We start from the raw sequence: 24,077 nt of genomic DNA, 5'->3' as shown, positions 1-24,077 counted from the left end.
CTCATTTCCGGCCTCGCTGTCGGGGTGGCCACGGCGGCTCTGATAGCCGGCACTGCCAGTGCCGGACCCGCGGCCTCGTCCGAGGCGTCGCCCGGTCAGCGGGCCGCGCAGGCCGGGACGCGGCAAGTCGTGGGCGTGGCGAAGCACGAGAAGGATCGGGTGCCGGCGATCGGGCGGCGCTGGGCCGCCGCGTGGACGACGGGCGACACCCGCGATCTGGCCCGTCTGTACACCAAGGACGCGGTCTACACCGACCGTGCCGTCAACCTGGTGTTCCGCGGTCCTGAAGGGGTCGAGGAGTGGGAGACCGGGTCCCATCAGCTCATCGAGAATCTCAGGTTCGAGGCGACCGGCGGGTTCCGCGGGCGGGACGGAGTCGTGGTCGAGGGGGTGTTCAGCGGCCACATCGTCGGTGCGCCTCGTCCGTTCGCGGTCCCGCTCGTGACCGTGCTGCGGCTACGCGGTGACCTGATCCAGTCGAGCAATGACTACTACAACCGGACTGAGATCCTGAGCGATTCCGGCCTGCCCGCGGACTGGACCCCGCCCGGCAGTTGATGTCACCCGCCGAGGCCGCCCCCCGTGAAGCGGCCTCGGCGTGCGGTGGCCGTGGTCGCGGGTGGCAGTCATCCCGCCCTGGTCCGGTTCAAGCGGGTGATCTCCACCAGGGCCGGGCAGCACCGACGGACCGGTTGGCAATCGGTCTCGGCCCGGTGTCGCGAAACCCGAACCGGACCCGATTCGTTCCGGTGCCTACGCGTTCACCGGGAGGTCGGCCCGCCAGCCGCGAAGCAGCGTGTGCATCGCCCTCTGGGCGAGCTGTTGGGCGCGCTCGTTGCCGACGGTGCCGATGCGGCCGAGCGACGCTATGCCGGACAGCGTGCCCCAAACGATGTCACAGGCTTCGTCGAAATCGGCCAGGATCACGTCGTGGGCGTCCGACCACGTGGTGAGGAGTTCCCTCAGGAGGCCGATCATGGGGGCTGCCGCGCGCAGGCGCTCATCCGCATCGACGGTGTTGTCGTTCATCACCTCATACAGGTGCGGGTGCTCGCCGGCGAACCGGACGCTCTCGGACGCGAGCAGCAGGAAGCGCCGGTCGATGTCTGCTTCCTCGGCGGCCTGCTGCAGCTCGGCCATCATCAGGCGGTAGCCGTGAGCGACGAGCTCCAGCACGAGAGCGTCCTTGTTGGCGAAGTGCTGATAGACGACGGGTGCGGAGTATTCGACGGCGGTCGCTATGCGCCGGATCGTCAACGCCGTGACACCCTCGTTCTCGAGGATGTGCACCGCGGCCTCGATGATTCGTTCGCGGGTGCTCGCGCGCTCGCGGGCCCGTCTGGCACTGGTCGGCATCGTGGCACCTCGCTTCCGGCGTGTCCTCGTATGAGCCGCCGACGTCGGCGGCACCGTCACGGCACAGCCATGCTAACAACGTTAGAAGGTTACGGCGGAACGCGCAGACGGCACCTGACCTCCGGTGCGACCTCGCCCCGAGGGCGGAACTGTGCTGGAGATCGGCCTCGGAGGGGTGCCGGGCCCACCAGCACGCTGCCGGGGCGAGGAAAAAGGGGAGCTGCAGAAGGAGCCACCCGGCGGCGTCGCCGTCGAGCCGGACGACCACGGGCTCGGGCGCTCGCGCGGCGGCCTGACGATCAAGCTGCACCTGGCCGTCGAACAGAGACAGAAGCCCGGTGTCCATCGTGATCACGGCCGGGCAGCGGGGCGGTTCCCAGCATTTGGAGCCGGTCCTGAACCGGCGCGGGATCCACTGCACCATCCCGGACAAGGCCGACCAGGCCCGCAGCCGCAAGAAACGCGGTTCGCACGGCAGTCGGCCGCCGAAGTCCGACCCACAGGACTACGAAGCTCGGCACGCAGTCGAGTGCGGCTCAATCGTCTCGAAAGCACCGGGCCGTGGCCACGAGGTACGACAGGCTCGCGGTCCCGCCACGAGGCGACCCTCCTCGTCGCTGCCATCAACGAGTGGCTATGACTGACCACGTCACGATGGCGCCGCGTAACAGCGGATGGCCACCGTCTGGCGCGGAATCCACTGCTGCTCGACTGTGGCCATCAGCTTCCAGCCCAGCCGCTCGTACAGGGCTGCCGCCGCGGCATCGGAGGCGACGACGTCGAGCACGGGATGCAGGCCACGACGCCGCGCTTCCTCCACTGCCTGGCCGATCAGCAGTGCGCCGATCCGATGTCCCCTCGCCTGCGGGGCAACGAACAGCCTGCTGACCACGGCGGTCATACCCCGCGTCGCCCCGTTCCGCTCGCTCCACAACGTCGGGGCCAGATCGCCCTCGCCTGCCGGCAGTGCCCGGCCGGCTGGGGGCAACGTCTGCGCCTACTGAGCTTGTGGTTTGTCGTTCAACCCCATCACGGGGTGACGTAGTCGCCCCAGCCGAAAGTGGCGACATAGGCCCGCCGTACTACTTCCCTGCCGCGTCCACCCTTGATGTGGACGACCGTGAGCGCGAGGACGAACCAGGCGGTGAAGCCTCCTGCGACGATCAAAGTCCAGCGAGCGCCGGAGAAGCTGGAGACAACGATCAAAGCAAGCATCGTCACGGCCAGTCCGATGTGCCCGCCGCCAATATCCGTACCGGACCTGTTGCCGCTTGTCATGAGAGCCCCCGCCGAAGATCACGCTGTCCTGCGTCAGAGCAGATTACGGTGCTCGGCTGATGGTGTCAGTACCGCTCCGTCGACGGGGTTTGGTGCCATGCTTGTGGTGGGCGGGGCGGCTGTATGCCTCGCCGGTGGCAAGGACTCTGCCCACGTCGTGACGGGTGGCTGGGCAGCGGTTCTTCGAGCCCGGCGGCCTGCCTGGCCTGGGCCGGGCCGGTTTCGGTGCCCCGACTGGAGCCCCGGACAGGTTGCTGAACCCTCTGCGGACGCAGGCCGGCGAGCCGGAGTTGGGCATGGGCGGCGATCAGCAGCCAGGCAGTCTGCCGTGACCTCAGCACCCCCTACAGCTCCACCGCCAGGCCCTGTGCACCATGCAGGAAGTGGGCGAACCGCTCCACGCCGGCATCTGAGCACCGACGCAACTGGTGAGAGGTGACTACGGTTGCGTTGGATCCGTCCGGTGACTGCTCGTCTCCTGACGCCCTCTCGTCGCACATAGGAAGTGGGGCTCATGAACTCAGCGGAACAACGCCCACGTGCGCTGCTCGCGGAGGCGTCGCGTCGGTGGGTGCGGCTGTTGCCGTGGGGTGTGGCGTTCGTACTGTGTGTCGCCTTGCTGCCCACGACCATCGTGGTTCTCACCGCCGACTACGGAATGAACGGTGCCGTGGCGAGTGCGCTGGCCGTTGCGCAGGCGGCGCCGCTGTTGCTTGCTGTCGTGCGGCCGCTGCGAGCCTGGTTCGTGATCTTCGCGGCGGATGTGGCGGGTGCGCTGGTTCTGCTCGGTGTGGACTTCGAAGAGCGGCTTTTGTGGCCGTTCCCGCCCATGGAGATCGTCGGCTACGTCGGCCTCTGCCTCGCTCTCGGCCTGCGTGAGTCGCGCCGGACGCTGTTGCTGGTGTGGTTGGCGACGGCGGGCGTGAACGTCGGGCTGGGGTTCGCCGCGCCGCACGGCACGGAGGCGGTGAGTGTTCTGCTCACCATTCTCAGTGGCGTCACGCTTCTGCTGGGTGGTGCGCTCCGGGAGCGTTACGAGGTGCAGCGCAGGCTGGCCGAGCAGGAAACGATCAGTGAGGCGGAACGTGAGCGTAGGACGCTGCTGGAGGAACGCGCCCGCATCGCACGTGAGTTGCATGATGTGGTGGCGCACCACATGTCCGTGATCACGGTGCAGGCGGACACGGCGGCGTATCGTCTGGAGCGGCTGCCGCCGGATGCGCAGGACGAACTGACGTCGATCGCGGCGACGGCGCGTGAGTCGCTGAGTGAGATGCGCCGCCTCCTCGGTGTGCTGCGGAACGAGGAGACGCACGGCGAACTCGCGCCCCAGCCGGACCTGACCCGGATCGGGCAGCTCGTGCAGGCGACGGCGAGAGCGGGCACGCCGGTGACGTTCACTGACTGCGACGCCGAGGTGCCCGAGGCGGTGGGGCTGTCCGCGTACCGCATCGTCCAGGAGGCACTCGCGAATGTCGTACGGCACGCACCCGGTGCCCCTACCCAGGTGTCGGTGTCGCAGGATGGGGGCCGGCTCACCGTGCTTGTCGTCAACGGGCCGCCGCCCCAGGCGCTTGCCGGGCCGCTGGAGGAGGGCGGCACCGGGCATGGTCTGGTCGGGATGCGTGAGCGGGTTCGGATCATCGGCGGCACCCTTGACGTGGGGCCGCTGCCGGGTGGCGGGTTCCGGGTTGCCGCCCAACTCCCTCTGAATGAAAGGAATGTCACGTGACGACGCGCGTCATCATCGTCGACGACCAGGCCATGGTGCGAGCCGGCTTCGCCGCGCTGCTGGCCGCGCAGAGCGACATCGACGTGGTGGGCGAGGCCCCCGACGGAGTGCAGGGTGTCGAGCTGAGCCGGCGCACCCGTCCCGACGTTGTGCTGATGGACGTCCGCATGCCCGAGATGGACGGCCTCGAAGCCGCCCGCCGCCTGCTTGCGTCCCCGTCGGGCGTGACCCACCGGCCACGCGTGCTGATGCTCACCACCTTCGATGTCGACGATTACGTCTACGAGGCGTTGCGGGCGGGCGCGAGCGGCTTCCTGTTGAAGGACGCCCCGCCGGCCGACCTGATCGCCGCCGTCCGTGTCGTGGCCTCGGGCGAGGCACTGCTCGCCCCCTCCGTCACGCGCCGCCTCATCGCCGACTTCGCCCGCCAGCGCCCCGCCGCACGGGGCAAGCCCGCGTTGAGGCTGAAGGCGCTGACGGAACGCGAGACGGAGGTCCTCACTCTCGTCGCCCGCGGCCAGTCCAACAACGAGATCGCGCAGACACTGGTCCTGGCGGAACAGACGGTGAAGACACACGTCAGCCGCGTCCTCACCAAACTCGATCTGCGCGACCGCGCCCAGGCGGTCGTCTTCGCCTACGAATCCGGCCTGGTCACCCCGGGTGAGTAGGCCGGCGGGTCTGCCCCACCCCCTACCGGGGTAGCACATCCGGTTCACCTCCCGGGTATGACGCCCGGCGCGCAGCCGTCCACGCACTCTCTGGTCCGTCGGTACGAGAGATCGCGAAAGGGCGGAACATGAGGCTACGCAGCGCCAGGCGGCAGAAGGCGGAAGACCGACCGGAAACACCGGCCACCACCACATCCGGTCTCGCCGTCGAACTGCGCGGTGTTCAGCGTCAGTACGGCCGTGGCGCGGGAACGGTACACGCCCTCGCGGGTGTCGACCTGGCCCTCGCCCGGGGAACGTTCACCGCGGTCATGGGCCCGTCCGGGTCCGGCAAATCCACCTTCCTGCAGTGTGCCGCCGGACTCGACAGGCCCACGTCGGGGCTGGTGGCCCTGGGCGGTACGGAGATCACCGGAATGAGCGAGAACGAGCTCACCGAACTGCGCCGCGACCGCCTCGGCTTCGTCTTCCAGGCGTTCAACCTGCTGCCCTCGCTGACCGTGGAGCAGAACGTCCTGCTGCCCATGCGCCTGGCCGGACGGCGCCAGGACCGCCGCCGGGCGGCCGAGGTCCTCGCGCAGGTCGGGCTCGCCGACAAGGCCCGGCGCCGGCCCGGCGAGCTCTCCGGAGGCCAGCAGCAGCGCGTGGCGGTCGCCCGCGCCCTGGTCACCAGCCCGGACGTGATCTTCGCCGACGAGCCGACCGGCGCCCTCGACACCGGCACCGCCACCGACGTCCTCGGCCTGCTGCGGAACGCGGTGGACACCCTCGGCGCCACCGTCGTCATGGTCACTCATGATCCGGTCGCGGCAGCCTGGGCGGACCGCGCGCTGTTCCTCGCCGACGGCGCCTTCGCCGACCACCTCGAACGGGGTTCGGCGGAACAGATCGCGGCACGGATGGCGGTTCTCACCTCCCGCACGGGCGCGATGGCAGGTGCCGCGGCATGAGGCGCCCCAACGGACTCGCCCGTGAGGCCGTCCGCTTCAAGCCCGCGTCCTTCGCGGGAACCTTTCTCGCACTCCTGATGTCCGCACTGATCGTCGCAGCCTGCGGAATTCTGTTGGAGACCAGCCTGCGCGCGTCGGTGCCGGCGGAGCGGTATGCGAAGGCGCCGGTCGTGGCGGCGGCGGACCAGTACAAGTACGTCGTCACGGGCAGCGGCGAGGACCAGGAGAGGGAGGCCACCCCGCTGCCGGACACCGCCCGGCTCGACGCGGGGCTGGCGGCCGAGGCAGCGAAGGCGCCGGGCGCGGCCACCGCCGTCCCGGACTTCACCTTCCCGGTGCGCGTGGCGCACGAAGGCGAACTGCGCCTTCCTGAAGAATTGCTCACCGCGCACGGATGGGGATCCCACACATTCACCGGTACGGCGCTGACCGCGGGCTCCGCGCCCCGCGGAGGCGAGGTCGTACTCGACGCGGGTACGGCCCGCGCCGCGAAGGCCGCGGTCGGCGACACCGTCGTACTGCAGACCGCCACAGGTCGGCAGGTCTTCCGCATCGCCGGCGTCGCCCGGGCCGGAACGGCGGACACCGCTCGCGGCGCCGGACCTCTGGCCTGGTTCGCGGACTCCCAAGCGCCCGTGCTGGCCGGACACCCCGGCAAGGCCGACGCCATCGCCGTGCTGGCGCAGGACGGCACCGATGCCGACGCGCTCGCCGCCTCGGTGAAGAAGGCTCTCGCCGGTTCCGGCGCCCAGGTGCACGTCGGCGACGACCGCGGCGCTGTCGAGGACCCCGGCCTGGCCTACGCCCAGCAGACACTGTTCGGAATCGGCGGTTCCTTCGGTGGCATCGCCGCCATCGTCGCGGTCTTCACCGCGGCAGGGACCGTGGCCCTGTCCGTGTCTCAGCGGGCCCGCGAGTTCGCGCTGCTGCGTGCCGTCGGCGCGACCCCGCGGCAGGTCCGGCGGGCGGTCGCCTCGGAGTCACTGCTCATCGCTCCGCTCGCCGGTGCCCTCGGCTGCCTGCCCGGTATCGGGCTCGCGCACTGGTGGTTCGGGCAGTTGCAGGACCGCGGCGCCATCCCGCAGGCCGTGGACCCGCACGTGTCCGCGCTGCCTCTCCTCGCCGCCGTCGGCATCGGACTGCTCACGGCGCTCGGCGCCGGATGGGCGGCCGGTCGGCGGCCCGCCAGGATCAAGCCGGTACAGGCGCTCACCGAGGCGTCGGTGGAGCGGCTGCGGCCCGGCCTGATCCGTACGATGCTGGGCATCGGCGCCCTCGTCGGCGGGGGAGTTCTCACCGGTATCTCCGCCGGCTCCTCGGGGGACGACGCGGCCGGGGCCGCTCTGGGCGTCGTCATGCTCTTCATGCTCGCCGTCGCGCTGCTCGGTCCGCTGGTGGCGCGGCTGTGTGCGGGGCTCATCGGCCTCCCGCTGCGCGGCGCCGGCCCGACCGCCCAGCTCGCGGCCGCCAACTCCCGTACCAACGCCCGCCGTCTCGCCTCCGCAATCACCCCGATCGTGCTCGCCATGGCCTTCGCCTCGACCCTCGTCTTCATGCACACGAGCGAGACCCGGGCCGCCGACAAGCAGTTGCGCGCGGGTATCACCGCAGATCACGTGGTCACGGACCCGGCCGGGCTTCCCGTGGACGCGGCGGCGCGGGCCGCCCGAGCGCCGGGCGTGGAGGCGGCCGTCGGCCTGCTGAACACCCAGGTGCTGGTGCCGATCGGCTCCGGCGAGTTCCAATCCCTCCAGGGCGCGGTGACGCAGGGCGTCAGCGGCTCGGGCACCGAACTCGCGAAGGTGCAGGACCTGGACGTACGCGAAGGCAACCTCAGTGGCCTCGGTGAGAGTCGTATCGCCATCGACAAGACCCTGGCGAACTCGGCGGACGTCGGCGTCGGCGACCGGCTGCCGCTCTACCTCCCGGACGGCACCGAGACCCGGCCCGAGGTTGTCGCGGTCTACGGCCGTGGCCTCGGCCTGGCCACGGTGACCATGGACCGGAAGTCCCTCGCCGGCCACGTCACCTCGGGCTTCGACACCACGCTGCTGGTACGCGGCGGATCGAAGAAGTCACTCACCGCATGGGGCAGGGTCACCGACGCCTCCGGCTACGCGACCGAGAAGAACCTGGACGCGAAGCTGGGCGCCTGGATGAACAACACCATGGCCGCGGTCCTCGGCGGATTCGCCGCCATCGCCGCCGTCAACACCCTGGTGATGACGGTCCTGGACCGCCGTCGCGAACTGGGCGCCCTGCGCCTGGTCGGCTCGACCCGGCGCCAGGTCCTGACGATGCTCGGTTGGGAGAGCCTTCTGGTCTCCACGGCGGGTGTGGTCATCGGGTCCGCGATCGCCGCGGTCACACTGATCCCGATGATGCGAGGCATGACCGGCGAGGCGCCCTACGCACCCCCGCTGCTCTACGGCTTCTTCGCGGCCGTCGGTGTAGGTCTGGCCCTGCTCGCGGTGACGCTGCCGGCGCGGGCAGCGCTGCGGCACAGCCCGTAGGGCCCGCACAGGGGCGGTGCCGCTCTCGTCCTGGCCGCCACGCTGCTCGGACTCGCCGCCGTCGGGGCGGCCACCCCTGACGCCCCCGCCCTGATGGCGTCGCCACTCGCCCTGGCCATAGGGGTGCAGGCGGCGACGGCCCCCCCACCAGGCAGTCAGGGACGTCACCACCGTGGTGGTCACTCCACCCTGACCGGGCTCACGGCGGACTGCCGGCTGGGAGCTGGACGGTCGGACCCCTACTCGCCCGGCACCAACAGACAAGGACCCTCATGACCACAACCCTCGCCCCTCCGGCCCGCATGGGGAAGGCGGCCGTCGCGGCCCTAGGGATGCTGGCGGTCTCCACCGGCGCCCTGGAGTCGGTCGTGGCACCGACGCTCCCGCTCCTGCAAGGCGAGCTGGACATGAGTCCGTCCGAAGGGGCACTCCTCACCATCGTGCTCGCCATCACCGGCACGCTCATCACACCCTTCGCGGGCAAACTCGGCGACCGCTACGGCGGAAAGCGCGTCCTGATCCGGCTGATGGCCGTGGTGTCGGCCGGCGGCCTGGTGTCCGCCCTGGCGCCCAACCTGCCGGTGCTGCTGCTCGGCCAGATTCTTCAGGGGGCGATGGTGGGCGCACTGCCCCTGTCATTCATCGTGGTGCGCACCCACCTCCCCTCCGGAGCGTCGAAGGCCGCCATCGGACTGGTCAGCGGAATGTTCGTGGGCGGCTCAATGGCGGGCCTGCTGACGGCCGGGCCCGTGGCGGAAACTTTCTCCCGGCACTGGATGTTCGCGGCGCCGACCTTCGCGGTCATCGGATTCACCCTGCTGGTGAACAAGCTGATGCCGTCCGATCCGCCGAGCCGGCCGGACGACGCCCGGCTCGACTGGCCCGGCCTGCTCCTCCTGAGCGGGATCCTCGTCACCCTCCTGCTCGTGTGCGCGCTGGCGCCCGAGGCAGGCTCGCAGCCACTCGTGTTCGTCGCCCTCATCGCGGTGCTGGCCGCCTTCGTGGCCGGATGGACAGCCGTTGAACGTCGCTCGGTCGCGCCGATGGTCGATCTGCGCATGCTGGCACGGCCGGTGATCTGGAAGTCGTGTGTGGTGACGTTCGTGATCTGCCTCGGCACCGCGATGGGGGTCTATCTCGTCCCGCAGTTGCTCGACGTGCCGGGCGACGGATACGGCTTCGGCCTTGGCGCCACCGAGATCGGCTTCGTCCTCCTGCCCGGCGCCGTCGCCGCGACGCTGGCCGGGCCGCTCGGCGGAATCTGGGAGCGGCGCTTCGGCTCGCGCGCCGTGGTCGCCACCGCGGCCGTCCTCATGGCCGCCGCCCTGCTCGCCCTGGCGGCCGCACACTCCGAGGTCTGGCACGTCGCCGCCGGCAAGGCGCTGATCGCGCTCGCCAACGGCTTGTGCGTCACGGCCATGGTGACCAGCATCGCCTCTTCCGTCGATGAAGGCGACACCGGCATCGCCACCAGTCTGGTCCTGGTGACGCGTGTGCTGGGCTCCGCCGTCGGCGGGATGCTCGGCGGCACACTCCTCACCTCGCGAACCCTCCCCGGGTCCGATGTCCCGACCGAATCGGCCTTCAGCACCGGCTTTCTCATCGCCGGCGTCGTTGCCGTGCTGTCCCTGCTTGTCGTCCGCACCATGAGCAAAGGAGTCAAGGAATGACCCTCACCGACCCGCTGACCGGTGCTCGCACCACGCCGAGGCCCAAGGTCCTTATATCAGGGGCCGGCATCGCTGGTCTCGTCCTCGCGTTCTGGCTGAACCGCTACGGGTACGCGGTCACGATGGTGGAGAAGGCGGACGCGCCGCGCAGCGGTGGCTACCCCGTCGACGTGCGCGGCACCGCGCTGGAAGTCGTCCGCAGGATGGGCATTTTGCCACGGCTGCGGGAGGCGCACATCGACCTGCGCCGGCTCACCTTCCTCGAAGGGGACGGCAGGGAGGTTGCCTCGCTGCACCCGCACAGCGTCACTGGCGGTGCGGAGGGGCGGGACCTGGAAGTACGGCGCGGAGACCTCACCGACGCTCTCCACACGACGGTCCGTGACGACCTGGAGTTCGTGTTCAACGATTCCATCGACACCCTCGACCAGTCCGGCCACGGAGTGGACGTCACCTTCCGCGGGGGCGACAGGCGCACCTTCGACCTCGTCTTCGGCGCGGACGGCATGCACTCGCGTACCCGGGAAAGCGTGTTCGGCCCCGAAGAGCGGTTCCACCACTACCTCGGCTACTGCTTCGCCGTGTTCACCATGCGCGACACCTTGGGACTCTCCCACGAGACCGTGATGTGGAACTCTCCGGGCAGGGCCGCGGCCCTCTACGCCGTCGGCGACGACGAAGTGCACGCCTTCCTGAACTTCGCCCATCCGCAACTGCCGTTCGACGCGTTCCCGGATCCGCAGGCCCAGCGTGACCTGGTCGCCACGGCCTTCGCCGACGCCGGATGGGAGGTCCCCGGCATGCTGGCTGTCCTGCGTGACGCGGACGACGTGTTCTTCGACGCGATCAGCCAGATTCGCATGCCCCGCTGGTCCAACGGCAGGGTCGCGCTGGTGGGCGATGCCGCATGGGCGCCGTCGTTCCTCACCGGACAGGGCACCAGCCTCGCCCTCGTCGGCGCGTACATGCTGGCCGCTTCCCTGGCCAACAACCAGGACCATGCCGCGAGTTTCGCTGCCTACGAACACTCCACCCGTGACTTCGTGACCACGAACCAGGCTCTGGTCGGCAAGGGCAGTGCCACCCTCTTCCCGACCACGCCTCAAGCCCTGGCGGAACGCAACGACAGGCTGCGCACACTCGACGCCGTCCCCTCCGGGGAGGGACGACCTGCCCATTCGGCCCTCACCCTGCCCGACTTCACGCCCATGACGTGACCCGATCTTGCTGACGGGGGAGAGGGGCCCGGCTGCCGACTCCCGCTGGGCGATCGAGGAGTGCGGCGCCCTCGCGTACGCGATCGAAACCACACCGGCCTGGTCCGTGGTCTGCTGTGCATCTCCCGCACCCGCCCCGAAGGCATGTGTGAACGGCGCGCGCATACCGGAACGCCCCCCGGGCAGCCGTGCCTCCAGTCCTCCCGGCAGGTGCCGTCGGCCGGGCCGCTGCGCCGGCTGTACGGCAGGACAACCATCGCGCTGAGGCGGCAGACCCCGCTGGAACGCCGACTCCGCCTTGCGCTCACGCGGGCGGTGTGCTGGGTTTGCCCCCGGGTGCCAGCCCGTATCGCGGACGACGGTCCGGTGACCCCGTCACGATGCCGGGCCATGCCGAACCAGGCGCCTCAACGGATGCGATACAGCGACGAGTTTTCGGTTGCTCGGTCGGTGATCGCAGCGTCTATTCGCTTCTCGACGGGATCAGCCACAGGGCGATGACGGCGGCGACCGCGGCGATGCCCGTGGCGACGAGGAATGCGTCGTCGAAACCGGCCGCCGCCGTGGCGGTGCCGGTGTGGGCGGCGATACCGGCGGCCGCGGCGCTGGAGACGGCTGCGGCGCCGACCGAGGCGCCGAACTCGTGGAAGGTGCTGACGATTCCGGAGGTCACGCCGGCTTCGTGCGGGGCTACGTGGCCGAGCGCGGTGGCCGAGGCGACCACGAACAGGGCGCCCAGACCGGACGCGGCGATGGACACGCCGGTGACCATGGCGGTGGTGCCGGACCAGAGCACGGGGACGAGGAATCCGGCGGCGGTCACGGCCAGGGCCACCACGGCCAGCACCCGTGCCCCGTGACGGCCGAGCACGCGGCCGGCTCCCGTGGCGGCAGCCATGGTCACCAGCGCCACCGGCAGAAACAGTACCCCGGTCATCAGGGCACCGTGATCTTGGTGATTCTGGAGGTAGAAGGAGCCGAGGAAGAACACGCCCACCATCAAGGCGGTGGCCACCGCGATGACGAAGATGCCCGCCACCACCGGGCGCCGGCCGAGCAGGCGCAGGTCCATCAGCGGTGCGGGGGTCCGGCGCTGCCAGGCGGCGAACGCGGCGTAGGCGGCTGCCGCAGCGGCGAACAGGACGAGCGAGAGCGTGTTCAGCCAGCCGTGGTCCCCGGCGCGGATCAGCGCATAGATGAGGGCGGCGGTTGCCGCGGCGACCAGGGCCGCGCCCGGCACGTCCAGGGAGCCGGTGGCCGCCCGTGGCAGGTCGGGCAGCATCCGGGCGAGGGCGACGAGGACGATCAGGCCGATGGGGACGTTGACGAAGAAGACCCAGGCCCAGCCCGGTCCGGCCGTGATCAGCCCGCCCAGCAACACGCCCAGGGCGGCGCCCCCGCCGCCGAGCGCCGACCAGATACCCAGTGCCTTGTTGCGTTCTTCGCCGTCGAACAGCCGCACCACCACGGACAGGGCAGCCGGCGAGAGCAGTGCGGCGCCCGCTCCCTGGGAGATGCGGGCGGTCAGCAGCAGGGGAGCGCCGTTGGCCAGTCCGGCGGCCAGGGACGCGGCGGTGAACAGGACCAGTCCGGCCAGGACGATCCGCTTGGCGCCGAAGAGATCCGCCGTCCGGCCGCCGAGCAGCATCAGGCTGCCGAAGGCGAGGGCGTAGCCGCTGACCACCCAGGTCAGCGCGGCGCGGTCGAGGTCGAGCTCGGCGCCCATGTGGGGCAGGGCGATGGCGACCACGGTGATGTCGAGGATCAGCATCAGCTGGGCCAGCCCCAGCAGGCCAAGGATGGGCCAGCGGCGTGGGTGAGGCGTTTGTGCGGCGTGTGTGCCCGCGGTTTCCGTGTCGGTCATGACGCGTACCTCTCCAGATCTAATCCGTACAGGGCTGTTCAGGTTAGACCGGAGTGCTCCATAAGCCAAACAGTGCTGTTCGACTTATTCAGGTAGGGTGTGAGGCATGGGCAGCAGAAGCACCGTCAAACGCGCCGACGCCCTGCGGAGCATCGACGCGATCGTCACAGCAGCCGCCGAGTGCCTGGGGGAGAACCCGGAGGCGAGCCTCAGTGAGATCGCGCGCTCCGCGGGAGTGGGCCGGGTGACGCTGTACGCGCACTTCGCCTCCCGGGCGGAGCTCGTCGATGCGGCGATGAGCCGCGCCATCGACCGGGGCAACCAAGCGCTGGACGCGGTCGACCTGACCGGGGACCCACTGCTCGCGCTGGCGCGCTACGTCGAGGCCGGCTGGCATCTGGTGGACCAGGCGCGTGCGCTGCTGGTCGCCGCCCAGAGGGAACTGCCCCCCGGGCGCATCCGCGAGCTGCACAGCGGTCCGGCCGCCCGGGTCGAGACGCTGATCGCCCGCGGCCGCGCCGAGGGAGCCTTCCGCACCGACCTGCCGATCGCGTGGCTGGTCAACGTCCTGCACTCGATCATGCACAGCGCCGCCGACGAAATCCGCGCGGGCCGCCTCACCTCCGAGCATGCCGCCGACCACATCACCGCCACCGTGCTGGCGGCCTTCACCCCGCCGGGAAAGCCGGTACCAGAACCCGACGCGGGCGCGTGACGTGCGTCGGACGGCGGCCACCGGGAGGCGTAGCGGCGGCACGCACGTCGGGGGAGAGCGAGGTGGTGCGGCAACTGACGGGTGCAAAGGTCAGACGCAGGGCTCCCCTACTATGAGTTCGTGACCGCAAGCACCTGTTCAAGCAGCCGCCCGGCCGGGCGGCTGTTCGTGTTGCTGGTGCTGGCGGTGTTGGCCGGCGTGCTGGGCATGCACGGCCTGGCCCCGGGCGGGGTGCCGGCGGCGCAGGCGGCGGCCGGCCACGAGATGGTGATGGCCGCGGCGGACGGTGTGCCGCACGCGGATGGGGGATGTGCACACACGGATGGCGGATTGGGCCATCTCGATCACGCCGACGGAACGTGCTCGGCCGCCGGCACCGCTTCGGCGTACACGCCGCCGGCGCTGACCGGGACCGTGCTTCACGCGCCCGCCCTCCCTTCCCCCGTCACGGCGGCCACCGGACGGCCCCATGACGGACGCGCCCCGCCCGACCTCTTCGAGCTGCAACTTCTGCGGATATAAAGCGGCCCGCTCGGCACCCTTGCGCCCCGTGATGACCGGTGGCGGGTGCCGTGCTCTCGCGCGCTCTCAGAGATCCGTGACATCGCGCGCCGTGACCGGCGCGTGAGAAGGAGTTGCACCACCATGGACCGTAAGCGTTTCCTCGTCCGCCGTACCGCCGCCGTCGCTGCCGCAGGAGCGGCAGCGCTCGTCCTGGCCGCCTGCGGCGGCAGCGGCGGCGACACCGACTCGGCCGGACACGGCGGCCACAACGCATCCTCGTCCGCCTCGGCACCGGCCTCGCAGGGACAGCACAACGCGGCCGATGTGGCCTTCGCCAAGGAAATGATCCCCCACCACCGCCAGGCCGTGGAGATGGCCGACCTCGCTCCCGGGCGGGCCCAATCGCCGGAAGTGAAGAACCTCGCCGCTGACATCAAGAAGGCCCAGGACCCGGAGATCAAGACCCTGTCCGGCTGGCTGACCTCCTGGGGCGAGGAGGTGCCCGCCGACGGCGCCATGAACCACTCCATGCACGGCGGCATGGACGGCATGATGACGGAGCAGGAGTTGACCGAGCTCGAGAAGGCCTCGGGCAAGGCGTTCGACACCGCCTTCATGGAGATGATGATCAAGCATCACGAGGGGGCGGTCGAGATGGCCGAGACCGAGCGGGCCGACGGTGCCTACGCCCCCGCCAAGAACATGGCCGACGAGATCATCGCCTCGCAGAGTGCGGAGATCGAGCAGATGAACAAGCTGCTCGGCAACGGCTGATACCCACCGCACGAGTGTGGGGCGGGCACCGCTGGTTCCCGCCCCACGCCCGGCCTTGCCCTCCGCCATCTTTCACCTCCTCCTGCCTGGATTTCACACCATGACTCGCCTACCGCGGCGCCGCCCGCGCGCCCTGATCCTGCTCGCCGCGGCCGGTCTGCTGCTGGCCGCCTGCTCCGCTACCGACACCACGGCCGGGGCCGGCCAGGACAGCGCAGTCCCCGACCCGGGGACTGGTCACCTGCACGGCCTGGGCGTCGACCCGGCCGACGGCGCGGTCTACGCCGCCGGCCACCACGGCGTCTTCCGCCTGGACGGAGGCGAAGCCCTTCGGGTGGCCGACCGCTATCAGGACACCATGGGCTTCACCGTCACCGGCCCCTCCACCTTCCTGGCCGGCGGCCATCCCGCCCCGGCCGGCCCCGAGGCCCGCTCACCGCACCTGGGGCTGATCCGCAGCACGGACGCGGGCCGGACCTGGCAGACGCTCTCCGCCGAGGGCGAGGCCGACTTCCACTCTCTTGTCCAGGCAGGCAAGGTGCTTTACGGGTTCGACAGCCAAAGCGGCAGGGTGTGGGCCGGCACCGACGGCGGCCGCAGCTGGGACAAGCGCGCAAAGGTCGAGGCGTTCGACCTGGCCGTCCACCCCAACAGCACGGAGACTGTGTGGGTTGCCAACGGCACGGGCCTTCAACGCAGCACCGACGGCGGCCGCACCTTCCGTCCCGTCCCGTCCGCGCCCGCCGTGGTCGCGGTGGAGGAGCCGCACCCCGGACGGCTCGTTGCGCTCACGGCCGACGGCCGCACTCTCACCGCCGAAGGTGACCGGCGGTGGACCGAGGTGGGCCGCCTTCCCGGGGGCGGTGAGGCCACGGTGCTGACCGCGGTGAGCGCCCGGCGGCTACTGGCCGCCGACAACACCGACGCCGTCTATGAGTCCGCTGACGGCGGACGCACCTGGAGCGCCCTTCACCGCCCGACGACCGGCCAGGAACACCACTAGCCCTACACCGGCCTGCCCTGCCTGAGCCTGTACGCCTTCTCCACGGAGAACTGGACGCGTCCGGCCATCGAGGTCGAAGCGCTGCTGCACATCTTCCAGGACGGCCTCGACATGGAGCCCGAGGAGGTCTGGCAGCGCGATGTCCGGCTGCGATGGTCGGGCATCCCTGACGGGATGCCATCGGAGATGCCGCAGTCAGTGCTCCGCACCGAGCACGCCACCCGCAACCGCACCGCCCTGACCCTGAACATGTGTCTCAACTACGGCGGGCGCACCGAACTCACCCACGCCGCCCGCGCACTGGACCGCCAGGCGGCCGCGGGGACGATGAACCCCGACGCCATCACGGCCGGTCATGTGGCCGCCCACCTGCACCAGCCCGGTCTGCCGGAGGTGGACCTGCTCATCCGCACCGGCGGCGAGATGCGCACGTCCAACTTCCTGCCCTGGCAGTCGACCTGTGTCGAACTCGTCTTCCTCGACACCCGGTGGCCCGATGTCGACCGCACCCACCTGTGGCAGGCCATCGACACCTGCACCCGCCGCGACCGCCGCTTCGGAGCCTCGCAGTCGTCACCGGGCGCGCCGGATGAACACGGATCTGCCGGATGAGCTTTCGTGTCCTGCACCGGCGCGCCGGCGTTCTTCGACCGAGCTGAGGTCTTCCCAGGCCGACGCCCGCCCTTTCCCTCTGGCACAGGAGCTCTGCCGCCATGAACTGCACCCGCTTTTCGAGCGCTCTGCCCTCACCGCGCCCGTGGCTGTCGCGGCCCTGGGTGCCTCGGTACCAGCCATCACCCCCACCACGTCTCAGGCGCAGACCCTCGCCCGTTCGGGCCATGAGCGCCTCCCCGCTCCTGGCCGCGGCCGCCCGCATGCAGCTGTCCCGCCGCAGCCGCTGCGGCCCGAATCGGAAGACGATGACCGGCGCAGCCGTCCTCACCCTGGAGAGGCAAGGTGGAAAAACGTTCACAGACGCATTCCAGGCAGAGGATGGGCGTCGCACATAATCTTGGGGCGCTCCGGAATGCGGGCTACGCGCCGGGGCGGACGCCGGCTGCGAGGTTGTGCAGGTGCGCGGTGGTGCCGTTGCGTCGTGCGCGGCGCAGTCCCTGTTTGGCCAGCAGGCCGTTGGCCACGGTCATGACCGTCCTGCTGGGCGGCGCTGTCATGCCGACCGAGGTGTGGGGGGCGTACAACGTCTCTCCGTTGTCGACGGTCAGCCAGCCGGTGGCGGTGCGCATGCTCACACCGACGCACTGCGGTCGGAATGCGTGGGCGAGGAATCCCGCTCGGCGTCCGCCTGGTGGCAGGAGTTCGGGCGGTGCGCTGAGGCGCAGCCCGGTCTCGTCGTGTCCGGTGACCGTCACCGGGAGGATGACGGGACTGCCGTCGGCCCCCTCGTACGCCAGCAGACGGTGCGGGAGGGCGGCGATCCGCCGGGCGAGCTGGGAGACAGGTATCCGGGGTGTTATGCCGTTCTTCGGGGGTCGCTGTTCGGCGGGATGCTGTGGCCAGGAGAGGCCGGTCACGGTTGCCGGTCCGTGCGCCGAGAGGTGGGGCCAGGTGCTGATGCGTTCCAGGCCGACGTCGACGAAGACGCGCTCTTTGTGGTATTCGCGCAGCAGCCAGTCCCACACTCTTCCGTGCTTGGTTTTCCCGAGGAACGGCTCTGTGGCGTCCATCAGCTCTGCCAGCCGCTGTGCCGAGGGCTGAAGGTCCACCGATGCCGTGCCTTGGGCGAGGACGTAGTGGCTGTGGGCGGCGAATCCGTGCATGCGCGTGTGATAGGCGAGGGCGACGCGGGGGTTGTTCAGGATGCGTTCCAGTTTCTTGGGGAAGCCCAGCGAGGTGGTGAAGCTGACCTGGTTGGCTGCCCGGTTCGCCAGCCCTACCGGTGAGACGCTGGTGACCACCGCGCCTCCGGCGGGGGTGAGGTAGGCGACCGCGACGGTCAGGTCGCCCGTGAACGCCTCGTATGCCGTGTCCGGCCAGGGGAGGTGTGTGTCCGTCACGAGTCGATGCCTCGCAGCACTCGCAGGTCGGCGGCGGCCTGGTTGCGCAGGGCGGGCAGCAGCGACTTCACCGGTGGCGGCATGTTCACGAATATCGATTCCACCTCGGCGGGTGTGCCCACCTCGTCGAGGAGGCCGATCATCAGATGCCCGGCCACCGGGGGCGTGCTGGCGATGACTCGTTGGGCGAACTCCGCCCACTGCGCGGGCGTGATGTGCGCCCGCAGGGCGGGGAACAGAACCGGTTCCTCGTGGACCAGGTGGTCGCGCACGCTGTCGCGCACCGCGACGGCCGCCTCGCGCAGCGTCTGCCGGTCGTCTTCGTCCAGATTTTCGCCGTCATGGTCTCCCGCGCCGGTGAGGCCGATGTCGGCGAGGCGGTCGAGCGAGATGTCCAGGCGTTCGTGTTCTTCGCTCAGGTCGTCGAGTGCGCGCTTCGCATCGGGCGCCGCGGTCAGGATGAGCGGCCACAGCCATTCGTCTTCGGTCTTGTGGTGGTGACGCAGGTTCACCACGAGGAAGTCCCGTAACTGCGCCAGCGCTTGGCGAGGCACGGAGGGGCGGCCGGCGGCGCCCACGAGCAGCCCGGTGGCCAGTCTGTGTGTCTCATGGGTGAGCCGCGTTTCCACGACGGCTTGTGAGTCACGCCCGGCATTCATGTCCATATGCTGCGAAACCTTCGGGTTGAGGGGTGCATGGTGCAGGGCCTTCCGTCCGGAAGGAGATTCCCATTTTGAAGTTACAGCATCTGCAATGAATGCGCGTACCCTTACCCCGGGGTAAGGTGGGGGCATGTCCGCACCGACCCGGAGTTATCGATCGCCACGGCGTGAGCGGGGCGCGGCTCAGACCCGGCAGGACATCCTGGCGGCCGCGCGCGAGCTCTTCATCGCGCGGGGCTATGCACAGGTGACGATGGGGCACATCGCTCGCGCGGCCGGCGTCGCAACCAAGACGCTGTACGCGAGCGTGGGGACCAAGACGGAGCTCCTGCATGCCCTCCTGGCCACGGACGTGGCGGACTCGCGGACCACCGGGCTCCTTGAGGAGGTGTTCCGGAGCGAGGACCTTGCCTCGGCGGTCGCATGCCTGGCGCACGGCATCCGCAACAACACCGAACGCTTCGCTTCGTCCATCGACCTGATCTACTCCTCCATGGCGAGCGACGCCAAAGCGCGGGAGGTGTGGGACTACGTCGTCACGCAGTACCGCCAGGCGCTTCGCGAAGCCGCGGAGCACCTGGTCTCCATCGGCGCAGTGGCTCCGCATCTTGACGTGAACGGTGCGGCGGACCGTCTGTGGCTGTGCTTCGGGCTGTCGGCATGGCGATCACTTGTCGTCGACTGCGGCTGGAGCTACGACGCCGCGGAGCGCCTGCTCTGCCGCCAGGCCCTGAACATGCTCGAAGACCCCGTCCCGGCCTAGAGCGTGTTTCGGAAGTGACCTTCTGGGTGCAGGCCCTCGCTGGTGCCGATGACGATGAAGCTCGGCGGCTCAGCGAGCCAAATCTCGGTTGCCCATGGGCGCGGGTGTTGGTTCCAATGACCGGCATGATCACCCGGGCGCGCCTGCCTCGGCGGGACGTGATGATCGCGCACCGTCAGCGGCCGGCGCGCGATCCGGGCGGACCGCGACCGCATCGTCCCAGGGGAGACGCCACCCGATGAACACGCCACCATCGCCGTCCGGAGCGGAGCACACGGACGGGTCGTCCATCCGCCTGGGTGCTCTCGTCCCGCTGACGCGGCCCGGCTGGGTCGAGGCGGGCCGACACCTGCTCGCAGGACTCGACCTGGCCGTCCGCGAGGTCAACGACGCCGGCGGGATCGACGACAGACCACTGGAGTTGGTGGTCCGGGACACCGCGGCCGATCCGGAGCGGGCTGCGGCGGCCGTGGAGGAACTGGCCCACCTGGGCGTGGCCGCCGTGGTGGGTGAGTATCACAGCGTGGTCGCCCGCGCCGCCGCCGCTCGAGCCGACGCCCTCGGCGTGCCGTTTCTCTGCTCGTCCGCGGTGCTCGACACGCTCACCGAGGAACCGACGGAGTGGGTTGCGCGTGTGGCCCCAGCCCAGTCCTACGGCTGGCGGATCTACGCGGACTTCCTCCTCCGCGCGGGCCGGCGTCGGATCGCCGTGGCGACCCAGCCGAGTGTCTACTGGGCGTCCGGGACCCGCGTCCTGCGGGACCACCTCGCTCCCCGCGGCGGCACCGTCCTTGAACTCGACGCGACGCTCACCCCCGAAGCTCTGTGCGACGCGCTCGTCGACCATGACGCGACGGCGCTCCTACTGCTGGTCGGCCATCCGGAGCCGGCGGTGCCGATCGTCCGGGCCGTCCGGGGCGACCGGCGGCTCGCGGAGATCCTTATCGGCGCTCCGGCCGGACAACCGGAGTTCGCCGAATGGGCCGCGGCGCTGGGTGAGGACGGCGCCGGGATCCCGTTCCTGCGCTACCTGCCCGAGCCCCTCGGTCCGCTCGGTGAACGCGTCGGGAAGGAGCTCCGCGAGCGGCTTGGCGAAGCGCCCTCCTTCGTCGCCTTCGAGGGCTGGGACACCGTCGCAGTCCTCGCTGCGGTGCTGCGTTCCCACGGTACGGACCGGGCGGCCATCGCCGAGTCATGGCCGCGCGTGGCGGTCGAGGGCACCCGCAGGCCGATCCAGTTCTCCCGCATGCCGGGCATCAGCGTGTGGCAATGGGCTTGGACACCCGTCCAAGTCGTTGATCGGGACCCCGCGGAACCCGACCGCTTTCGGATCCTCCACGCCGGCTGAGCGAGTATGGAAGTCCAACGGCGCGGTGTCTTGTGAGGCGGTTGATGCCGCACTCCACCGCGTGCCTCTCCTCGTAGTCGGCCTTGTCGAACCTGGGCGGCCGACCCCCGCGCGAGCCGGGCCTCTTGCGGTGGGCCGCCTGGTCAGCCTTGTCCGGGATGGTGCAGCGGATCCCACGTCGGCGCAGGTAGGCGCGGTTCTTGGCAGAGGCGTACGCCTTGTCCGCGCGTACCCGGCGAGGCCGGGTACGCGGCCGTCCCAGCCCGAGCCGGGGCACCCGGATGCCTTCCAGCACCGCCTCGAACTGCGGCGAGTCGCCCTGATGCCCCGCGGTATTCACCATCGACACCGGCTTCTGCCGCTGCTCGACCGCCAGGTGCGGCTTCGTGGTCGGCCCGCCACGCGAGCGGCCGAGCCCGTGATCGTCCGGCTCCACGGCGACGCCGCCGGGCGGCTCCTTTTGGAGATCCCCCTTTACCGCGCACCTGCGGCGTGCTGGTGCGCCCGGGCCACGGTGGAGTCCACGTTGATGTCCCAAGGGATCAGATCGTCGTCATCCGCGCGGGCCTGCAGCGCGGTGAAGATCCTCTGCCAGGTGCCGTCCCGCTGCCAGCGGCGGAACAGGTCGTACGAGCGCATCCATGGCCCGTATTCCTCAGGCATGTCCCGCCAGGGGATGCCGGTGCGTACCCGGAAGCGTATGCCGTCGATCAGCCGCCGGCGCGACCACACAAGTGGGCGCCCCGGCTTCTTCCCCTTCGGCAACAGCGGCTCCAGCACCGCCCATTGCTCGTCCGTCAGATCTCCACGCGCCACGAACCAAGATCATCGCATGATCGAGATCCACATTCGGAACACGCCCCAGCGGCCGCCCCTACACCATCGCCGACACGGTCGGTTTCCACACGGCACCTTCCGCATCACCTCGTCGAGGCGTTCCGCTCGACCCTCGACGAGGTGGCGGACGCGCACCTGATGCCGACGTGGTGCACGTCTTTTCGCCTCCCGGACGGGAGGCGCCACTCGCCTCCGTCCGGGAGGTCCTGGCGGAGGTCGGCGCGGGCGGGATCAGGGAGGTCGTGGTTCGTCACCAAGGCGGACGCCGCCGACCCGGACGTGCTGTCCTGGCTGCTGGCTGCGGAACCGGGCTCGATCGCGGTCAGCGCGCACCGGCGAGGCTATCGAGGCGCTGCGGGACTTCATCGACGTCCTGCTGCCTCGCCCCAGGTCGAGATCGAGGCCATGGTGCCTTGCAGCCAGTGCGGCCTCCTGCTCTGCCGGGCCTACATGGAGCGTGAGGTGCTGTCCGGCGAGCACACCGTGCAGGGCACCTTGTCGAAGGCGAGGGTGGGGCCGCAGCCGGCGTCCGTTCTGCGGTCCTACCCCCAGCCGTGGCCTGGGCGGGAGGGCCGCAGGACAGGCCGGTCCTCCCGCCCAGTCCGGCCGGATCGGTTGCCGGTGCAGCTTCGTGTCGTCTACGGTGGCGGCATGGGTTCCCTGTGATCGGTACGTGTGGTCCGCGAGGGCGTGGGACGTCGAGCCTGGCTCCGTCACCGCGTCCGGCCGTGCACGCCTGAGAGACGGACGCGCTGCGATTCTTTCGCCATGCGCTGTTTCCGCCGGACGGAACCGCTCCCAACGGTCTGGGTCACCGACTGTCTGCGTTTTCCTGACGGACTGTTGTGTGCGCGGCGACATCACTCAACCCAGTGCTGATCAGGAGGACTTCCGCGTGTCGACAGCGCAACTCGCTCTGCATGACCTCACCAAGCGTTACCAGGACCACGTCGTACTCGACCGGATCGGCTTCACCATCAAACCGGGCGAGAAGGTCGGTGTCATCGGGGACAACGGATCCGGTAAGTCCACACTGATCAAGCTCATCGCCGGCCTGGAACAGCCGGACAACGGTGCGCTGACGGTGGTCGCGCCCGGGGGCGTCGGCTATCTGGCCCAGACACTGGAGCTGCCGCTGGACGCCACGGTCCAGGACGCCGTCGACATGGCCCTGGCCGACCTGCGGGAGCTGGAGGAGGGCATGCGCCGGACCGAGACGGAACTGGCCGAACGGCCCTACCAGACGGGCCAGGACCCCGAACTCGTCGATCTCCTGGAGAGTTACGCCGGGCTGGTGGACCGGTACCAGGCCCGCGGCGGCTACGAGGCCGACTCCCGGGTGGAGATCGCGCTGCACGGGCTCGGGCTGCCCGGGCTGGAACGCGGCCGTCGGTTGGGCACCCTGTCCGGCGGCGAGCGTTCACGCCTCGCCCTGGCCGCGACGCTGGCCTCGGAACCCGAACTGCTGCTGCTGGACGAGCCGACCAACGACCTGGACGACCGGGCCGTGGGCTGGCTGGAGGAACACCTGCGCAAGCACCGCGGCACGGTGGTGGCGGTCACCCACGATCGGCTCTTCCTCGACCGGCTCACCACCACGATCCTGGAGATCGACTCCGGCGAGGTGATGCGGTACGGCGACGGCTACGAGGGTTACCTGGCCGCCAAGGCGGCGGAACGGCAGCGCAGGCTGCTGGAGTACGAGCAGTGGCGCGCCGAACTGGACCGCAGCCGCGACCTGATCGCGTCCAACGTGGCGCGCCTGGACGCCATCCCGCGCAAGCTGCCCTTCGCCGTCTTCGGAGCCGGACAGTTCCGCATGCGCGGGAGGGGTCACGGGGCGATGGTGCGGATCCGCAACGCCAAGGAACGGGTCGCTCGGCTGACCGAGAACCCGGTCGCGCCGCCGCCCGAGCCGCTCACCTTCACCGCGGAGATCACCACCGAGGCCGCACAGCCTCAGGAGACGGTGGCCGAACTCACCGGCATCCGGGTCGGCGACCGGCTCAGCGTCGACTCCCTGCGCCTCGGGCCCGGCGAACGGCTGCTGATCACCGGCCCCAACGGGGCGGGCAAGACGACGCTGCTGCGGGTGCTCTCCGGAGAGCTGGCACCCGACAGCGGATCGGTGCTGGTGTCGGGCCGGGTGGGACACCTGAGGCAGGAACAGACCCCGTGGCGGAAGGAGATGACTGTCCTCCAGGC

20 protein-coding genes and 2 pseudogenes are annotated in these 24,077 nt (G+C 70.3%); 15 read left to right on the top strand and 7 right to left on the bottom strand.

From position 1 onward, the window contains the following. Window positions 1-129: 129 nt before the first annotated feature. On the top strand, window positions 130-558 hold the full coding sequence (locus tag IE172_RS26850) for a nuclear transport factor 2 family protein (RefSeq protein ID WP_190099894.1): 429 nt from the start codon (window positions 130-132) through the stop codon (window positions 556-558). 195 nt (window positions 559-753) lie between these two features. Here the strand turns inward: IE172_RS26850 and IE172_RS26845 are convergent, their stop codons facing one another. The 3 genes and pseudogenes from IE172_RS26845 to IE172_RS26835 form a co-directional block, all read right to left on the bottom strand. Then, window positions 754-1,356, bottom strand: coding sequence for a TetR/AcrR family transcriptional regulator (locus tag IE172_RS26845; protein WP_190099893.1), 603 nt, complete (start codon window positions 1,354-1,356; stop codon window positions 754-756). Window positions 1,357-2,005: 649 nt separating this feature from the next. Beyond that, window positions 2,006-2,314 (bottom strand): annotated as a pseudogene (locus tag IE172_RS26840) (GNAT family N-acetyltransferase); the annotation flags it as partial. A gap of 71 nt (window positions 2,315-2,385) precedes the next feature. Next, a complete protein-coding gene (locus IE172_RS26835) occupies window positions 2,386-2,634 on the bottom strand; it encodes a hypothetical protein (protein WP_190099892.1) in 249 nt (82 codons plus the stop codon). Between the two features lie 514 nt (window positions 2,635-3,148). On the opposite strand from IE172_RS26835, the gene IE172_RS26830 reads away from it, so the two are divergent. From IE172_RS26830 to IE172_RS26805, 6 genes are all read left to right on the top strand, one after another. After that, a complete protein-coding gene (locus tag IE172_RS26830; protein ID WP_190099891.1) occupies window positions 3,149-4,366 on the top strand; it encodes a sensor histidine kinase in 1,218 nt (405 codons plus the stop codon). Then, on the top strand, window positions 4,363-5,037 hold the full coding sequence (locus IE172_RS26825) for a response regulator (protein ID WP_190099890.1): 675 nt from the start codon (window positions 4,363-4,365) through the stop codon (window positions 5,035-5,037). The genes IE172_RS26830 and IE172_RS26825 overlap by 4 nt, the downstream gene beginning before the upstream one ends. Before the next feature lie 128 nt (window positions 5,038-5,165). Continuing rightward, window positions 5,166-5,987, top strand: a complete 822-nt coding sequence (locus IE172_RS26820) for an ABC transporter ATP-binding protein (RefSeq protein WP_190099889.1) — start codon at window positions 5,166-5,168, stop codon at window positions 5,985-5,987. After that, on the top strand, window positions 5,984-8,500 hold the full coding sequence (locus IE172_RS26815; protein ID WP_190099888.1) for an FtsX-like permease family protein: 2,517 nt from the start codon (window positions 5,984-5,986) through the stop codon (window positions 8,498-8,500). Before IE172_RS26820 ends, IE172_RS26815 begins: the two co-directional genes overlap by 4 nt. 272 nt (window positions 8,501-8,772) lie before the next feature. After that, on the top strand, window positions 8,773-10,170 hold the full coding sequence (locus IE172_RS26810; RefSeq protein ID WP_190099887.1) for an MFS transporter: 1,398 nt from the start codon (window positions 8,773-8,775) through the stop codon (window positions 10,168-10,170). After that, a complete protein-coding gene (locus IE172_RS26805) occupies window positions 10,167-11,387 on the top strand; it encodes an FAD-dependent monooxygenase (protein ID WP_190099886.1) in 1,221 nt (406 codons plus the stop codon). Before IE172_RS26810 ends, IE172_RS26805 begins: the two co-directional genes overlap by 4 nt. Before the next feature lie 463 nt (window positions 11,388-11,850). Here IE172_RS26805 and IE172_RS26800 read toward each other — a convergent pair whose 3' ends face one another. After that, on the bottom strand, window positions 11,851-13,251 hold the full coding sequence (locus IE172_RS26800) for an MFS transporter (RefSeq protein ID WP_190099885.1): 1,401 nt from the start codon (window positions 13,249-13,251) through the stop codon (window positions 11,851-11,853). Between the two features lie 106 nt (window positions 13,252-13,357). On the opposite strand from IE172_RS26800, the gene IE172_RS26795 reads away from it, so the two are divergent. The 5 genes from IE172_RS26795 to uppS all read left to right on the top strand — a co-directional run bounded on the left by IE172_RS26795 (window position 13,358) and on the right by uppS (window position 16,859). Then, window positions 13,358-13,966, top strand: a complete 609-nt coding sequence (locus tag IE172_RS26795) for a TetR/AcrR family transcriptional regulator (RefSeq protein WP_190099884.1) — start codon at window positions 13,358-13,360, stop codon at window positions 13,964-13,966. Window positions 13,967-14,086: 120 nt separating this feature from the next. Then, a complete protein-coding gene (locus tag IE172_RS26790; protein WP_190099883.1) occupies window positions 14,087-14,488 on the top strand; it encodes a DUF6153 family protein in 402 nt (133 codons plus the stop codon). Between the two features lie 123 nt (window positions 14,489-14,611). Continuing rightward, a complete protein-coding gene (locus IE172_RS26785) occupies window positions 14,612-15,244 on the top strand; it encodes a DUF305 domain-containing protein (protein ID WP_190099882.1) in 633 nt (210 codons plus the stop codon). A 100-nt stretch (window positions 15,245-15,344) separates the two neighbouring features. Beyond that, window positions 15,345-16,247, top strand: a complete 903-nt coding sequence (locus tag IE172_RS26780; RefSeq protein WP_190099881.1) for a F510_1955 family glycosylhydrolase — start codon at window positions 15,345-15,347, stop codon at window positions 16,245-16,247. A gap of 12 nt (window positions 16,248-16,259) precedes the next feature. Then, window positions 16,260-16,859 carry a polyprenyl diphosphate synthase gene (gene uppS / locus IE172_RS26775; protein WP_190099992.1) on the top strand — a complete coding sequence of 200 codons (600 nt, stop codon included), beginning with the start codon at window positions 16,260-16,262 and terminating at the stop codon, window positions 16,857-16,859. Between the two features lie 422 nt (window positions 16,860-17,281). Here the strand turns inward: uppS and IE172_RS26770 are convergent, their stop codons facing one another. Further along, the gene (locus tag IE172_RS26770; protein WP_190099880.1) at window positions 17,282-18,262 is read right to left on the bottom strand and encodes a hypothetical protein; all 981 of its coding nucleotides are present in this window, start codon (window positions 18,260-18,262) and stop codon (window positions 17,282-17,284) included. Continuing rightward, window positions 18,259-18,927, bottom strand: a complete 669-nt coding sequence (locus tag IE172_RS26765; protein ID WP_190099879.1) for a hemerythrin domain-containing protein — start codon at window positions 18,925-18,927, stop codon at window positions 18,259-18,261. The genes IE172_RS26770 and IE172_RS26765 overlap by 4 nt, the downstream gene beginning before the upstream one ends. A gap of 127 nt (window positions 18,928-19,054) precedes the next feature. Here IE172_RS26765 and IE172_RS26760 point away from each other — a divergent pair, with 127 nt between their 5' ends. Next, complete coding sequence (locus tag IE172_RS26760; protein ID WP_190099878.1) at window positions 19,055-19,687, top strand: TetR/AcrR family transcriptional regulator; 633 nt, start codon at window positions 19,055-19,057, stop codon at window positions 19,685-19,687. Between the two features lie 238 nt (window positions 19,688-19,925). Next, window positions 19,926-21,035, top strand: a complete 1,110-nt coding sequence (locus tag IE172_RS26755) for an ABC transporter substrate-binding protein (RefSeq protein WP_190099877.1) — start codon at window positions 19,926-19,928, stop codon at window positions 21,033-21,035. Here the strand turns inward: IE172_RS26755 and IE172_RS35515 are convergent. After that, a pseudogene (locus IE172_RS35515) lies at window positions 20,944-21,851 on the bottom strand (IS5 family transposase). The gene IE172_RS26755 and the pseudogene IE172_RS35515 sit on opposite strands and share 92 nt — an antisense overlap. Window positions 21,852-22,767: 916 nt before the next feature. On the opposite strand from IE172_RS35515, the gene IE172_RS26745 reads away from it, so the two are divergent. After that, window positions 22,768-24,077: TlrC/CarA/OleB/SrmB family ABC-F type ribosomal protection protein (locus IE172_RS26745; protein ID WP_229886446.1), on the top strand; the 1,310-nt coding region annotated here is incomplete at its 3' end.

Origin of the sequence: Streptomyces griseoflavus (assembly GCF_014649995.1) — a bacterium.
Lineage (GTDB): Bacteria > Actinomycetota > Actinomycetes > Streptomycetales > Streptomycetaceae > Streptomyces > Streptomyces griseoflavus.
This window is presented reverse-complemented; position numbering and strand designations above follow the sequence as displayed.

What these genes read in the sequence shown, in the direction of transcription:
- IE172_RS26845 (WP_190099893.1), bottom strand. Translation starts at nt 1,356, where the DNA reads ATGCCGACCAGTGCCAGACGGGCCCGCGAGCGCGCGAGCACCCGCGAA.
- IE172_RS26835 (WP_190099892.1), bottom strand. Translation starts at nt 2,634, where the DNA reads ATGACAAGCGGCAACAGGTCCGGTACGGATATTGGCGGCGGGCACATC.
- IE172_RS26830 (WP_190099891.1), top strand. Translation starts at nt 3,149, where the DNA reads ATGAACTCAGCGGAACAACGCCCACGTGCGCTGCTCGCGGAGGCGTCG.
- IE172_RS26820 (WP_190099889.1), top strand. Translation starts at nt 5,166, where the DNA reads ATGAGGCTACGCAGCGCCAGGCGGCAGAAGGCGGAAGACCGACCGGAA.
- IE172_RS26815 (WP_190099888.1), top strand. Translation starts at nt 5,984, where the DNA reads ATGAGGCGCCCCAACGGACTCGCCCGTGAGGCCGTCCGCTTCAAGCCC.
- IE172_RS26810 (WP_190099887.1), top strand. Translation starts at nt 8,773, where the DNA reads ATGACCACAACCCTCGCCCCTCCGGCCCGCATGGGGAAGGCGGCCGTC.
- IE172_RS26805 (WP_190099886.1), top strand. Translation starts at nt 10,167, where the DNA reads ATGACCCTCACCGACCCGCTGACCGGTGCTCGCACCACGCCGAGGCCC.
- IE172_RS26800 (WP_190099885.1), bottom strand. Translation starts at nt 13,251, where the DNA reads ATGACCGACACGGAAACCGCGGGCACACACGCCGCACAAACGCCTCAC.
- IE172_RS26795 (WP_190099884.1), top strand. Translation starts at nt 13,358, where the DNA reads ATGGGCAGCAGAAGCACCGTCAAACGCGCCGACGCCCTGCGGAGCATC.
- IE172_RS26785 (WP_190099882.1), top strand. Translation starts at nt 14,612, where the DNA reads ATGGACCGTAAGCGTTTCCTCGTCCGCCGTACCGCCGCCGTCGCTGCC.
- IE172_RS26780 (WP_190099881.1), top strand. Translation starts at nt 15,345, where the DNA reads ATGACTCGCCTACCGCGGCGCCGCCCGCGCGCCCTGATCCTGCTCGCC.
- IE172_RS26765 (WP_190099879.1), bottom strand. Translation starts at nt 18,927, where the DNA reads ATGGACATGAATGCCGGGCGTGACTCACAAGCCGTCGTGGAAACGCGG.
- IE172_RS26760 (WP_190099878.1), top strand. Translation starts at nt 19,055, where the DNA reads ATGTCCGCACCGACCCGGAGTTATCGATCGCCACGGCGTGAGCGGGGC.
- IE172_RS26755 (WP_190099877.1), top strand. Translation starts at nt 19,926, where the DNA reads ATGAACACGCCACCATCGCCGTCCGGAGCGGAGCACACGGACGGGTCG.